At 65.1% G+C, this 13,113-nt stretch carries 12 protein-coding genes; 2 read left to right on the plus strand and 10 right to left on the minus strand.

Annotated elements, in window-relative coordinates; all coding sequences use genetic code 11:
• Positions 1 to 28: 28 nt before the first annotated feature.
• Positions 29 to 748 (minus strand): YjbE family putative metal transport protein, encoded by a 720-nt coding sequence (locus tag Sj15T_RS13990; RefSeq protein WP_007689305.1) that lies wholly within the window; start codon positions 746 to 748, stop codon positions 29 to 31.
• A 121-nt stretch (positions 749 to 869) separates the two neighbouring features.
• Positions 870 to 2,126: a transcription termination factor Rho gene (rho, locus tag Sj15T_RS13995; protein WP_007689303.1), complete on the minus strand. Its 1,257-nt coding sequence runs from the start codon at positions 2,124 to 2,126 to the stop codon at positions 870 to 872.
• Positions 2,127 to 2,384: 258 nt separating this feature from the next.
• Between rho and Sj15T_RS14000 the strand changes: the two genes are divergently transcribed.
• Positions 2,385 to 3,341 (plus strand): aspartyl protease family protein, encoded by a 957-nt coding sequence (locus Sj15T_RS14000; RefSeq protein WP_013038714.1) that lies wholly within the window; start codon positions 2,385 to 2,387, stop codon positions 3,339 to 3,341.
• 208 nt (positions 3,342 to 3,549) lie between these two features.
• On the opposite strand, the gene Sj15T_RS14005 is transcribed toward Sj15T_RS14000, so the two are convergent.
• From Sj15T_RS14005 to Sj15T_RS14030, 6 genes are all read right to left on the minus strand, one after another.
• Positions 3,550 to 5,619, minus strand: a complete 2,070-nt coding sequence (locus Sj15T_RS14005) for a PBP1A family penicillin-binding protein (protein ID WP_013038715.1) — start codon at positions 5,617 to 5,619, stop codon at positions 3,550 to 3,552.
• A gap of 111 nt (positions 5,620 to 5,730) precedes the next feature.
• On the minus strand, positions 5,731 to 6,135 hold the full coding sequence (gene msrB / locus Sj15T_RS14010; RefSeq protein WP_013038716.1) for a peptide-methionine (R)-S-oxide reductase MsrB: 405 nt from the start codon (positions 6,133 to 6,135) through the stop codon (positions 5,731 to 5,733).
• Between the two features lie 169 nt (positions 6,136 to 6,304).
• Positions 6,305 to 7,342: a DNA polymerase III subunit delta gene (locus Sj15T_RS14015; RefSeq protein WP_013038717.1), complete on the minus strand. Its 1,038-nt coding sequence runs from the start codon at positions 7,340 to 7,342 to the stop codon at positions 6,305 to 6,307.
• A complete protein-coding gene (gene lptE, locus Sj15T_RS14020) occupies positions 7,339 to 7,833 on the minus strand; it encodes an LPS assembly lipoprotein LptE (RefSeq protein WP_013038718.1) in 495 nt (164 codons plus the stop codon). The genes Sj15T_RS14015 and lptE overlap by 4 nt, the downstream gene beginning before the upstream one ends.
• Before the next feature lie 123 nt (positions 7,834 to 7,956).
• The gene (gene leuS, locus Sj15T_RS14025) at positions 7,957 to 10,473 is read right to left on the minus strand and encodes a leucine--tRNA ligase (RefSeq protein ID WP_013038719.1); all 2,517 of its coding nucleotides are present in this window, start codon (positions 10,471 to 10,473) and stop codon (positions 7,957 to 7,959) included.
• Between the two features lie 83 nt (positions 10,474 to 10,556).
• Positions 10,557 to 11,006, minus strand: coding sequence for a DUF3576 domain-containing protein (locus Sj15T_RS14030; RefSeq protein ID WP_025160613.1), 450 nt, complete (start codon positions 11,004 to 11,006; stop codon positions 10,557 to 10,559).
• A gap of 227 nt (positions 11,007 to 11,233) precedes the next feature.
• On the opposite strand from Sj15T_RS14030, the gene Sj15T_RS14035 reads away from it, so the two are divergent.
• On the plus strand, positions 11,234 to 11,965 hold the full coding sequence (locus Sj15T_RS14035) for a hypothetical protein (protein ID WP_013038720.1): 732 nt from the start codon (positions 11,234 to 11,236) through the stop codon (positions 11,963 to 11,965).
• A gap of 78 nt (positions 11,966 to 12,043) precedes the next feature.
• Here Sj15T_RS14035 and Sj15T_RS14040 read toward each other — a convergent pair whose 3' ends face one another.
• Both Sj15T_RS14040 and Sj15T_RS14045 read right to left on the minus strand, forming a co-directional pair.
• The gene (locus tag Sj15T_RS14040) at positions 12,044 to 12,538 is read right to left on the minus strand and encodes a hypothetical protein (protein ID WP_013038721.1); all 495 of its coding nucleotides are present in this window, start codon (positions 12,536 to 12,538) and stop codon (positions 12,044 to 12,046) included.
• 8 nt (positions 12,539 to 12,546) lie between these two features.
• Positions 12,547 to 13,110 (minus strand): DNA-3-methyladenine glycosylase I, encoded by a 564-nt coding sequence (locus Sj15T_RS14045; protein WP_013038722.1) that lies wholly within the window; start codon positions 13,108 to 13,110, stop codon positions 12,547 to 12,549.
• Positions 13,111 to 13,113: the final 3 nt, after the last annotated feature.

Here is a 13,113-nt window from a genome sequence, read left to right on the forward strand (position 1 = left end):
ATCGGTTCCGATCGCTTGGAAATCGCTTCTAGACGAAGAGCGTCAATATGCCGACCTGATGATCCACGACGCCGTCATAGATCATCTTGACCGCGACATAGACGATCACGGCCAGGCCCAGATAGGCGATCCAGCGGAAGCGTTCGATATATTTGGCGATGATGTTCGCGGCGATGCCCATCAGCGCGACAGACAGGATCAGGCCGATGATCAGGATGCCCGGATGGTCGCGGGCCGCGCCGGCCACCGCCAGCACATTGTCCAGGCTCATCGAAACGTCCGCCACCGCGACCGCCCAGGCCGCGCCCGCGAAGCTCTTGGCGGGGCGCAGGCCGGATATGTCGTCGTCGCCGGTGTCCGGCGTGTCCCCGCCCCGCTTCGGGTGCAGTTCGCGCCACATCTTGAACGCGACCCACAGCAGCAGCAGCCCGCCCGCCAGGATCAGGCCCACGATCTGCATCAACTGCGTCACCACCAGCGCGAAGCCGATGCGCAGGACCAGCGCGGCGATGATGCCGATCAATATGACCCTCTTGCGCTGCTCCGCCGGAAGCCCCGCCGCCAGCGCGCCGACGACGATGGCGTTGTCCCCGGCGAGCAGCACGTCGATCATCAGCACCTGGCCGAACGCAGCCAGCGCGGCGGGCGAGCCGATATTGCTGAAATCATTGACGATATGCGCCCAGATGTCGGCGGGCGAGCCGATCCCCTGAGCCGCCGCTGCGGCGGTTGCGATTAGGTCGATCATCACGGCCTGACAGTTCCCCTGAAAATGAAAGAGCCGCCAGACCGAAGTCCGACGGCCCGAAGTTCGTGGCGCTTGAAGCGAAGGCGATCCGCGTCCGTCAGGAACACAACCGCCCGGCCCCTTACTGGTTCATCGAGTCGAAGAAATCCTCGTTGGTCTTGGAATCCTTCATCTTGTCGAGCAGGAATTCCATGGCGTCGACCGTGCCCATCTGCATCAGGATGCGACGCAGCACCCACATCTTGCTGAGCTTCGCCTTGTCGACCAGCAATTCTTCCTTGCGGGTGCCCGACTTGCCGACGTCCAGCGCCGGGAAGATGCGCTTGTCCGCCACCTTGCGGTCGAGGACGATTTCCGAGTTGCCGGTGCCCTTGAACTCTTCGAAGATGACCTCGTCCATGCGGCTGCCCGTGTCGATCAGCGCGGTGGCGATGATGGAGAGCGAGCCGCCCTCCTCTATGTTGCGGGCCGCGCCGAAGAAGCGCTTGGGCCGCTGGAGCGCGTTGGCGTCGACGCCGCCGGTCAGCACCTTGCCCGACGACGGCACCACCGTGTTGTAGGCGCGGCCGAGGCGGGTGATCGAGTCGAGCAGGATCACCACGTCCTTCTTGTGTTCCACGAGGCGCTTGGCCTTTTCGATCACCATTTCGGCGACCTGGACGTGGCGCTGCGCCGGTTCGTCGAAGGTGGAGGACACGACCTCCCCCTTCACGCTGCGCTGCATGTCGGTGACTTCTTCCGGACGCTCGTCGATCAGCAGGACGATCAGGAAGACTTCGGGATGGTTGTCGGTGATCGCCTTGGCGATGTTCTGGAGCAGGACCGTCTTGCCGGTGCGCGGCGGCGCGACGATCAGCGCCCGCTGGCCCTTGCCCTGCGGCGAGACGATGTCGATGACGCGGGCCGACTTGTCCTTGACGGTCGGGTCGGTCGCGTCGAGCGTCAGCTTCTGCGTCGGATAGAGCGGCGTCAGATTGTCGAAATTGACGCGATGGCGGACGACTTCGGGATCGTCGAAATTGACGGAAATGAGCTTGGTCAGGGCGAAATAGCGCTCCCCATCCTTGGGGGCGCGGATTTCGCCCTCCACCGTGTCGCCGGTGCGCAGGCCGAATTTGCGGACCTGGTTGGGCGAGACATAGATGTCGTCGGGACCGGCGAGGAAATTCGCTTCGGGCGAACGCAGGAAGCCGAAGCCGTCGGGCAGCACCTCTATCGTGCCCTCGCCCATGATCTGCTCGCCATTGTCGGCCTCGACCTTGAGGATCGCGAACATCAGATCCTGCTTGCGCAGGGTCGATGCGCCCTCGACGCCCAGTTCCTCCGCCATGGTCACGAGTTCGGCGGGCGCTTTTTTCTTGAGATCCTTAAGGTGCATTCGCGTGGAGTCCGATGGAATGAGAGAGACGAGGAGAAATAGGGGGGAAGGCTGACCCGGCAATGACTCGGGAGAACCCGCGCCGGACGGGCGGGATGGAATGTCTGGCGTTTAGCGATCCGACCCCGCCCAAGTCAAGGTCGCTGAGCCATTCGGATGGATTGAAAATTGCCGATATGCGTCCTGCCGCGAATGAAATGGGATGGGCGGAACCGGGGCGCCCATGCTATACAGGGATAAAATAAGGAGGAACGGGAGATGGGACGCTGGCGCGCCGCTCTGGGCATCGCGATCGCGATCGCCACTTCTCCCCTTGCGGCGCAGGATCGAGCCGCGCTCGATCCCGATGATCCGCCTGCGGTGATCCGCACCATCCCCAGCGGCGATACCCGCATCACCATCCCTATCCAAATCGACGGCAGGGGGCCGTGGAACTTCGTGGTCGACACCGGATCGCAGCGCACCGTCATTTCCCGCGCCCTGGCCGAACGGCTCGACCTGCCCCTGCGGGAGCGGGTGACGGTGATCAGCATGACCGGCCGGGCGGAGGTGGACACTGTCGCCGTCCCGCGCCTGGGCTTCGGCAAGACCGTGGTGGACGATATAGAGGCGCCGGTGCTGGAGGGGGAGCATATCGGCGCGGCCGGCCTGTTGGGACTGGACGGCCTGCACGCCAAGCGGCTGCTGCTGAATTTCCGCACGGGCCGGATGGAGATCAGCAGCAGCAAGCGGAGCTGGCGTGACCCCAATGTCATCGTCGTCGAGGCGCGACGGCGCCAGGGGCAGTTGATCCTGCTCGATTCCGACGTGAACGGCATGCAGGTCAGCATCATCCTGGACACCGGCACCTCCATAAGCGTCGGCAACATGGCGTTGATGAACAAGCTGGTGCGCAAGAAGAAGGCGCCCGCGCTGGAACTGGTGACGCTGACCAGCGTGACGGGGGAGACGCTGTCGGGGCAGGCCGGCCTGATCGACCGGGTGCGCATGGGCCAGGTCATGCTGAAGGAGATGCCGGTGATGTTCGCCGATGCCCAGCCCTTCGCGGAACTGGGGCTTCACGACAAGCCCGCGCTGCTGCTCGGCATCGACGCGCTCAAGGTGTTCGACCGGGTGGCCATCGATTTCGGGCGGGGGAAGGTGGACTTCCTGTTGCCGGACACAGGGCTGCTCGACCGGAAACGCCTTGCGACGGCGGGGAGAGCGGCGGGTTAGGCGCGCTTCATGACGGGTGGTTTTCAGGCTGAATGTCGATACAGCCTAGTGTGGTGGATTTGAAATACGCCACATTATGGCGGCTAGGTAGAGAACGTATTTCAAATCCATAAACCACACTAGAATCATATATTTGCTAGTGACCCTGATGAATCTGAAGTTCGTTCAGCGCTGGCCCAAAAATGGGACGAACTTCAGATTCGGGTCACTAGTGCTGCGGTTGCTGCTGTTGCCGGTTGCGGCCCAGCACATTGTCGATCCATTGCTGGTCCAGGCGCGGCGGCTGGGGGCGGTCTGCGGGGTTGGGCGTTGGCTGGCCGCTGTCGTCGGGCTGCGCGTCCTCGTCCGGCTGCTGCCCGCGCTCTATCGGCAGGCCGTTTTCGTCGACCATCATGCCGCCGTCCGTTCCGCCGTCGGGCTGGCCGTAATAGGCCTCCTCGTCCGGTTCCAACTGCCATTCGGGCAGCGTCACCTGGGTTTCGAACTGTTCGACCGGGCGCTTGGCGACGGCGATCTTCATATAGTCGGCGAAGGCGCGGGCGGGGGCGCGGCCGCCCTGGAGCACGCCCACGGCGCGGGCGTCGTCGCGGCCCATCCAGACGCCGGTGGTGATGCCGCTGGAAAAGCCCAGGAACCAGCCGTCCTTGTTGCTGCTGGTCGTGCCGGTCTTGCCCGCGACGGGCCGGCCGATCTGCGCCGCCCGGCCGGTGCCGGTGCTGACGGCGGTCTGCATCAGGTCGGTCATGCCCGCCGCGACCCAGGGGGCGACCAGCACGCGGCTGGTGTCGTCCTGATGTTCGTAGAGGACACGGCCTTCGGCGGTCGTCACCTTGGTGATGCCATAGGGCGTCACCGCCACGCCCTTGCGCGCGATGGAGGCGAAGGCGCGGGTCATGTCGATCAGCCGCACGTCGGACGTGCCCAGCACCATCGAGGGGTGCGTGTTGATCGGCGTTGTTACGCCGAAGCGGCGGGCCATGTCGGCGACGGTGGGGAAGCCGACCTCCACGCCCAGCTTCGCCGCCACGGTGTTGACCGAATAGGCGAAGGCGGTGCGGATGTCGATGTCGCCGGAGAAGCGTCCGTTGCTGTTGCGCGGCTTCCACCCGTTGATGTCGACCGGGCTGTCGGTGACGCCGGTGTCGGGGGTATAGCCCGCCTCCAGCGCCGCCATATAGACAAAGATCTTCCAGGCCGAGCCCGGCTGGCGCGTCGCGGTGGTGGCGCGGTTGTAGTTGGAACTCACATAGTCGAGGCCGCCGACCATCGCCCGCACCGCCCCGTCGCGGTCGAGCGAGACCAGCGCGCCCTGCGTGCCGCTGGGCACGTTCGCCTGGATCGCCGCGGTCGCTGCCTTCTGCATGCCCAAATCGATGGTCGTGTAGACCTCCAGCGGTTCATTGGGTTCGTCGATCAGCGTGTCGAGTTGCGGCAGCGCCCAGTCGGTGAAGTAACGCACACTGTTCTGCGGCGGTTCGGGCGCCATCTTCACGTCCTGGAGATTGGCGGCGGTGCGTTCGGCCGCGCTGATCTTGCCATTTTCCTGCATCAGGTCCAGCACCACCCCGGCGCGGCCGATGGCAGCGTCGGCGTCGGCGGTGGGGGAATAGCTGGAGGGGGCCTTCACCAGACCGGCGACGATGGCGGCTTCTGGCAGGTTCAGGGCGGTTGCGGGATGGCCGAAAAATTTGCGGCTGGCGGCGTCGATGCCATAGGCGCCGCCGCCGAAATAGACCTTGTTGAGATAGAGTTCGAGGATCTGCCGCTTGGAGAATTTGCGCTCCAGCGCGAGGGCCAGCACCATTTCCCGGACCTTGCGGCCCCAGCTATAGCTGTTGTTGAGGAAGATGTTGCGCGTCACCTGCTGCGTGATGGTGGACGCGCCCTGCCAGCGGCGGCCGCTGCCGCGCCGCTCCATCGCCACCCAGGCGGCGCGGGCCATGCCGATGGGGTCGACGCCGGGGTGCAAATAGTAACGCTTGTCCTCGGTCGAGACCATCGCGTCGACCATGACAGTGGGAATCTGGTCATAGCTCAGCCAGCGGCCGAAGCTGGGGCCGAGCGAGACGATGACGCTGCCGTCCGCCGCATGAACGCGGATCATCTGGCCGTTGGGGGAGGATTTCAGCGATTCATAGTCGGGCAGCGACTGATAAGCGATCGCCACCGCCACCACGACCGCGATCGCCGCGCTCAAGAAGCCGACAAGGCCGATTTTCACGCCCCTTATCAGCCATTTCTTCACCCTGCCCCGCGGTTCGCTGCTCGATCGTGCCATGGTTCGCCCGGATATGCGCTAATCAGGAAGGCGGCCAGTGGAAAAGCCGTGCAGGCCGCATAAATGTCGAGGCTTTCTGAAGATCGGCGGCGGTTTACCGGCGATGAACGATCATCCGGCTTCGTCGCGGGATTTGAAATCCAGCGACGCGCTGTTCATGCAATAGCGCAGGCCGTTGACCCCCGGCCCGTCGGGGAAGACATGGCCGAGATGGCCGTCGCAGTTCGAACAGCGCACTTCGGTGCGGATCATGCCGTGGCTGGTGTCGCGGATTTCGTCGACCGCGTCGATGTCGACCGGCGCGGTGAAGCTGGGCCAGCCCGATCCGCTGTCATATTTTTCCTCGGCGTCGAACAGTTCCGCGCCGCAGCCCGCGCAAAGATAGAGGCCGTCGGCCTTGTTGCTGTTATATTTGCCGGTGAAGGCCCGTTCCGTGCCGCCTTCCCGCAGGACATGATATTGTTCGGGGGAAAGGCGCTCGCGCCATTCGGCGTCGGTCAGGTTGAGCTTGTCCATGCTCGGCAATATGGCGATGGGTGGACCGGCGATCAAGCGGTTAGGCGTGAGCCTTGAAGTCTTTGGGAAGTCGTGTTCCTGCGCAGGCAGGAACCCAGTTCCGGCCTTGCCTTACTGGATGAAGCGTGGACCTGGGTTCCTGCCTGCGCAGGAGCACGTGGAATAAGAGTTACCGTTCCCGTGCCGCCTGGCGGGCGATGGCGAGCAGTTCGTGCCGGACCATCAGGTCGCCCAGGCCCCTGCCCGACCGGCTGGCGCGTTCGGCCTGGGCCAGCCGCTGGATGACGCGGGCGATGCCGGCGGCGTCCCAGATGCGGACCTGGCGGGTGACGACGCCCTTTTCCTTCCAGAAGACCGCCTTGCCCGCCGCCTCCACCGCGCCGTCCAGCCTGCCGCTCTCATCGAAATCGGCGCGGATGTTGGCCAGCAGCATGGCGCGGGTCAGCAAGGGGCGCAGCACTGCCGCCATCGCAGTGCCCGCCTCCGCCAGCCGCCCCAGTTCGCGGTGCATGCCGCGCAGGTCGCCGCCCAATACCGCGTTCACCAGCGGCGCGGCGTCGCTGTCGGGATTGTCGGCGGAAAGGGCGTCCAGCGCTTCCTCGGTCGCTTCGCGGGGGCGGTCGGGCGCGGCGTCGAGATAGAGGATCAGCTTTTCCACCTCGCCCGCCATCAGCGTGCGGTCGCCATTGGTGAGGTCGGCGATGCGGCGGCCCAGTTCGGGCGAAAGGCGCAGCCCCCCTTCCCGCCCGATAGCGACGGCGATCTGCTCCGCCTCCCGCGCATCGGGCTGGTAGGATGCGAAGGCCATGGTCTGCTTGTGGTCGAGGGCGAGCTTGAGCAGCTTCGACGTGCCCTTCAGCGCGCCCGCCACGGCGATGACGGGATTGCCGGCCGCCTCCGCCTCCAGCAGGGCGTTGAGAGCGGGGACCGATTCCTCCCCCATGCCGGTGACGCGAATCCAGCGCCTGTCCCCGAACATGGAAAAGGAGGCGGCCTCATCCGCCAGCCGCGCCGGATCGTCGCGCAGCGTCGAGGGGTCCAGGTCGATCCGTTCCGCGTCCGGCCCCATGGCGCGTTCCAGCCGCTTGGCGAGCGCCGCGCTGCCCGCCTCGTCGGGGCCATGGAGCAGGAAGAAGCGGCAGTCGGGTGCCAATCCCTGACCTGCTGCGTCGAGCGCCTTTTCGATCTGGCCGCGATTGGCCTTCAACGGCCCTTGTCCCGCGCCGCGAACCGGGCGAGCCGGGCGACGATCTGGTCGGCGATGGTCTGCGACAGGCGTTCCAGCGCCGTATCCTCCGCCGCGATGGTCGCATATTCGCTGGACACCACGTCGATGCCGACGTCCGATCCGGCGGTGTCGTCCAATATCTGCGCGCCGGTGGCTTCGTCGATCAACTGGTAGCGGGCGCGCAGGGTCCGCCGCTCGCGGGTGATGGCGGCGTCGGAGCGCAGGCCGAAGCCGCTGATATTGTCGTCCAGCTTCACCACCAGCCGGTAGCCGGGGCCGGTGCCGCTCATCGCCGCCAGCCGGTCGTTCAGCGCGTTGCGCACCAGCCAGCCGCCCTTGCCCTCTATCGGCTGCACCGCGACATTGCCCAGCGCCTGCGCGACTGCGCCGTGGCTGCCCCCGCTATATACGGGGCGCAGGCCGCAGGCGGAGAGGGACAGGGTGACAAAGAGCAATGGCCAGAGCTTCATAAGAGCTACCCTTAACCGTTCGCCCTGAGCTTGTCGAAGGGCTGTTCTTCTCTTCAAGAAAGTGAAGGGCTTCGACATTCAAATGAGACGAGTGGCTCATTTGAACAGCCCGAACGGATGTTGTTAAATTACTAAGTTCACCAGGCGATCCGGAACCACGATCACCTTTTTCGGGGTCGCGCCGTCCAGCGTCCGCACGACATTGGGCGCGGCGAGGGCCAGGCGTTCCAGTTCTTCCTTCGCCGTGCCCTTGGGGACGGTGATGGTGTCGCGCAGCTTGCCCATCACCTGGCAGGCGATGGTGACTTCATCCTCGACCAGCAATGCGGGATCGACCGCGGGCCAGGCGGCCTCCGCGATCAGGCCCTGTTCGCCCATGTCCGCCCAGGCCTCTTCGGCGAGATGCGGGGTCATCGGCGCGACCAGCAAAGCCAGCGCCCGGATCGCCGCGCTGCGGCTCGCGGAGGGCCTGGCCTTTTCGACCGCGTTGGTGAGTTCGTAGATCTTCGCCACCGCCTTGTTGAAGGACAGCGCCTCAATGTCTTTCGCCACGCCGTCGATGGTCTGGTGCAGCTTGCGGTCGAGGGTCTTGTCCTGACCCTCGGCACCCTTGTCGGCTTCCCCGAACAGCCTCCACAGGCGGTTGATGAAGCGCCAGGAGCCTTCGATGCCCGCCTCCGTCCAGGGCAGGTCGCGTTCCGGGGGGCTGTCGGACAGCATGAACCAGCGCACCGCGTCCGCGCCATATTGGGCGATGATGTCGTCCGGATCGACGACATTCTTCTTGGACTTGGACATTTTCTCGACGCGGCCGAGCGTGACCGGCGCGCCGGTGCCGACCATGACGATCCTGTCCCCCTGCCGCTCCACTTCCTGCGGGGCGAGCCAGGCGCCGTCGGGCGACTTGTAGGTTTCGTGCGTCACCATGCCCTGGGTGAAGAGGCCGGTGAACGGTTCGGCAAAGCCGATCTGCCCCATATGCTGGAGGGCGCGGGTCCAGAAACGGGCGTAGAGCAGATGCAGGATCGCATGTTCGACGCCGCCGATATATTGGCCGACAGGCAGCCATTTTTCGACGGTTTCCCGGTCGAACGGCCTGTCCTTGGGCTGGCTGGCGAAGCGGATGAAATACCAGCTTGAATCGGCGAACGTGTCCAGCGTGTCGGTCTCGCGCCGGGCGGGCTTGCCGCATGTGGGACAGTCGACATGCTTCCACGTCGGATGCCGGTCCAGCGGATTGCCGGGAATGTCGAAGCTGACGTCTTCGGGCAGGACCACGGGCAACTGGTCCTTGGGCACGCCCACGGGGCCGCAATCCTCGCAATGGATGACCGGGATCGGCGTGCCCCAATAGCGCTGGCGCGACACGCCCCAGTCGCGCAGGCGGAACACGGTGGTGCCGGTGCCCCAGCCCTCGCTCTCGGCGCGGCGGATGACCTCCGCCTTGGCCTCTTCCACGCCGAGGCCGTTCAGGAAATCGGAATTTACGAGGCGGCCGGGGCCGACATAGGCTTCGTCGCCGATGCCCTTGGCTTCGTCGCCTTCAGCGGCGACGACGCGCTCGACCGGCAGCAGATATTTGCGGGCGAAGTCGAGGTCGCGCTGGTCATGGCCGGGAACCGCCATGACGGCGCCGGTGCCATAGTCCATCAGCACGAAATTCGCGACGAACAGCGGCAGCTTCCGTCCGGTGAAGGGGTGGATCACCGACAGGCCGGTGTCATGGCCCTTCTTCTCCTGCGTCTCGATCTCCGCCGCGGCGGTGCCGGTCTGGCGGCATTCCTCCGCGAAGGCGGCGAGCGCGGCGTCCTTTTCCGCCAGCGCCAGCGCGATCGGATGGTCGGCCGCGATCGCCGCGAAGCTGGCGCCGAAGATGGTGTCGGGGCGGGTGGAGAAGACCTCCAGTTCGCTGATCTCGCCCACCGGCGCGTCGAGCCTGAAGTGGAATTGCAGGCCGACCGACTTGCCGATCCAGTTTTCCTGCATCAGCTTGACCTTGTCGGGCCATTGGTCGAGCGTTTTCAGGCCCGCCAGCAGATCGTCGGCGAACTGGGTGATCTTCAGGAACCATTGGGACAGCTTGCGCTTTTCGACCGGCGCGCCGGAGCGCCAGCCCTTGCCGTCGATCACCTGCTCATTGGCCAGCACGGTCATGTCGACCGGATCCCAGTTGACCGCCGATTCCTTGCGATAGACCAGGCCCGCTTCCAGCATGTCGAGGAACAGCGCCTGTTCATGGCCGTAATAGTCGGGGTGGCAGGTCGCCAGCTCCCGGCTCCAGTCCAGCGCGAAGCCCAGTTTCTTGAGCTGCGCCTTCATATTGGCGATATTTTCATAGGTCCATTTGCCGGGATGGACATTCTTTTCCATCGCGGCGTTTTCGGCGGGCATGCCGAAGGCGTCCCAGCCCATCGGGTGCAGCACTTCATGGCCGGTCATGCGGCGGAAACGCGCCAGCACGTCGCCCATCGAATAGTTGCGCACATGGCCGATATGGATGCGCCCGGACGGATAGGGAAACATCTCCAGCACATAGCTGCGCGGCTTTTCGCTGCTATCCGACGCCTTGAACGTCTGCTTCGCGTCCCAGGCGGCCTGCCAGCGGGCATCGGCCTCAAGCGGGTTGAAGCGCCTTTGCATGGAATTCGGTCCTCAAAATGCATTCGGGCTGAGCTTTGTCCAAGCCCAGCCCCGTGGTTCAAAACAGGTGACGGAGAGGGCCTTTAGCCAGCAATCGCCATGCGGCGGAGATCGCGGGCCTTGGTCAGGATGATCTCCTCCAGCTTCTGCACCGTTGCGGCCTGCACCGGCACGTCGACCCACTGGCCGCCCTGGCTGACCTGGCGGCTGGCCGCGACGCGCAGCGCGTCGGCGCGCAGATCCTGGTCGAGGATCGATACGGTCAGCTTCATCCGCTCATTGGGGCTGTTCGGATTGGCGTACCAGTCGGTGACGATCACGCCGCCGTTCGAATCCGTCTGCACCATCGGCATGAAGGACAGCGTGTCCAGGCTGGCGCGCCACAGATAGGCGTTGACGCCGATGGTCGTCACCTTCGATGCGGCGAGGTCCGCCTTCGGGCGGTCCTTGGCGCCGCCCCCGCAGGCGGCGAGCGGCAGGAGTGCAGCCAGCAGCAGACCGGCGGAAAGGCGCGAAGAAAGGCGGCGGACCATCATTATTGTCCCATCAAACAAGTAAACGCCCCGCTTCTATAGAGGACCGGCGGCAATGGGCAAGGGGGACTCCGGAACGGCGCGACGACGACCCGCCGTGCAACCGGGGCGAGTCCTGTGTGTTCCGTGCAACAGCTTCGACAAAAAACGGCGGCGCTCTACCAATTCCAAAGCCTTGCGTATATGAAGGACCATAGAAAATAGTCGGCGGGGTAGAGATTCGGATCATGCGCCTGAAAAGGGGACATATAGCGTTGGCAGGCTCGGCGGTCGCCGTGGCCGGCTTCATGCTGTCTCCTGCCATCGGCGCGGCCGCCGACCTGGTCCGCATGCGCGCCGAAACCCCGGTTTCGCTGGGCGCCCTTGGCAGCATATCCTCCTTCACGCCGACGACCAAGGATCCGCGCCTGGCGGCCGCCTATGCGAAGATCGCCGCATCCGCGAGTCGCCAGAATTTCCGCTTCACCCCCACCAGCGGGTCGCTGAGCGGCCAGCGTTCGGTCACGGTCATGGTGCGCGCCGCCGACCTGAACGATCGCGTGGCGGTCAGCCGGACGCTGGACCCGGTGAATATCGCGCCGGTCGCCTTCAGCCTGAACAGCGCGCACAACTGGCGCAAGTTCGCCCTGCCCGAAGCGGTGGGCCGCAAGGAACTGGACCCGGTCGCGGTGGAGCCGATGGCCGGCGCCAGGAATTTCTCGCTGGACCAGGGCCGCAAGGACCGTTTCAGCACCAAGGTGCTGATCGAAAGCCGCCGCGAACCGGCCGCGACGATCCGCAACCCCAGCGCGGACAAGGATTATTCGCTGGATCTGGCGAGTTCCTATTCGCTGACGCGCAATCTGAACGTCACGGCGGGCGTGCGCTATAACAACAGCTTCGCCGGACGACTGACGCCGATGACCGACGACCGGCAGGATGCGCAGGCCGTCTATCTGGGCACGATCTTCAAATTCTAAAACGGGCTTAGGGCCGATCGACATTCAGCCGCGGCGGCCTGAAAATGGTTGAAGCGAGTCACGGGCCTCGTTCGAGAGTCACGGCTCGTCCAGATCGTCCCTCAGGCCGCCACAGCCGTTCAGAGTCCCTTCGCCAAAGGCCACCGCCACGCGATCCGACCATAGCGCATCGCTCATGCCGTCGCTGCATGGTCCCTCGGTTACGGTCATGGAAAAACCCTCGCCCAGGAAACGGAGCGCCCGCTTGTCGTCGTTGCGGGTTATGGCGTAGCGGACGGGCGCCTTGTCCGGACGTTCCAGCACGGCGGTCGATCCGTTCACCGTCACGGCCCAGAAGGGCTCGGTCCCGATCGCCCGATAGTCGTCGTCCGCATAATGCTTGACGGGCGGAGCGCCGACGGGCGAGCGTTCCCCCGTTTCACGCGGAACTGTTTTTGCCCTATTTTCAGTGCCTTGGCGCAGTGTCGGGGCCGGCATGGCTATCGGCGTGGAGGCGTGAGGCTGCGCGATATTGGCTGCGGGCGTCTCATCGCTGCCGCACCCCGCCAGCGCATATAGCAAGGCCAGCGGCAAGCCCCCTCTCACGCCCTGCCGACCTCATCCCGCCGGAAGCAATCCACCGCATGATCGTTCACCATCCCGACGGCCTGCATCCATGCATAGACGATGGTGGGCCCCACGAATTTGAAGCCGCGCTTCTTGAGGTCCTTGGAAATCGCTTCCGAAAGGTCGGTCCTGGCGGGGAAGGTCAGGCCGTCGTTCCGGATCGGCTCGCCCCCGACGAAATCCCAGGCATAGGCGGAAAAATCCTCGCCCCGTTCCCGCATGTCGCGGAAAATCCGCGCGCCTCCGATCGTCGCTTCGATTTTCGCCCGCGCCCGGATGATGCCGGGGTCGCCCATCAAACGTTCGACATCGGCCCCGTCGAAGCGCGCGACCCTGTCCGGATCGAACCCCGCAAAGGCGGCGCGAAACGTCTCCCGCTTGCGCAATATGGTGATCCAGCTCAGCCCCGCCTGAAAGCCCTCAAGCATCAGCGTTTCCCAGAGCATCCGCGAATCCCGCTCCGGCACGCCCCATTCGCTGTCATGATAGGCGCAATAAAGCGGGTCCGATCCAGCCCAGGCGCAACGGACCCGCTCCATCGG

The organism is Sphingobium sp. TA15 (assembly GCF_037101235.1).
Classification (GTDB): Bacteria; Pseudomonadota; Alphaproteobacteria; order Sphingomonadales; family Sphingomonadaceae; genus Sphingobium; species Sphingobium indicum.

Bases quoted from the DNA above. Each gene is read 5' to 3' on its own strand.
- Sj15T_RS13990 (WP_007689305.1), bottom strand. From the start codon at position 748: ATGATCGACCTAATCGCAACCGCCGCAGCGGCGGCTCAGGGGATCGGC.
- rho (WP_007689303.1), bottom strand. From the start codon at position 2,126: ATGCACCTTAAGGATCTCAAGAAAAAAGCGCCCGCCGAACTCGTGACC.
- Sj15T_RS14000 (WP_013038714.1), top strand. From the start codon at position 2,385: ATGGGACGCTGGCGCGCCGCTCTGGGCATCGCGATCGCGATCGCCACT.
- Sj15T_RS14005 (WP_013038715.1), bottom strand. From the start codon at position 5,619: ATGGCACGATCGAGCAGCGAACCGCGGGGCAGGGTGAAGAAATGGCTG.
- msrB (WP_013038716.1), bottom strand. From the start codon at position 6,135: ATGGACAAGCTCAACCTGACCGACGCCGAATGGCGCGAGCGCCTTTCC.
- lptE (WP_013038718.1), bottom strand. From the start codon at position 7,833: ATGAAGCTCTGGCCATTGCTCTTTGTCACCCTGTCCCTCTCCGCCTGC.
- leuS (WP_013038719.1), bottom strand. From the start codon at position 10,473: ATGCAAAGGCGCTTCAACCCGCTTGAGGCCGATGCCCGCTGGCAGGCC.
- Sj15T_RS14030 (WP_025160613.1), bottom strand. From the start codon at position 11,006: ATGGTCCGCCGCCTTTCTTCGCGCCTTTCCGCCGGTCTGCTGCTGGCT.
- Sj15T_RS14035 (WP_013038720.1), top strand. From the start codon at position 11,234: ATGCGCCTGAAAAGGGGACATATAGCGTTGGCAGGCTCGGCGGTCGCC.
- Sj15T_RS14045 (WP_013038722.1), bottom strand. From the start codon at position 13,110: ATGGAGCGGGTCCGTTGCGCCTGGGCTGGATCGGACCCGCTTTATTGC.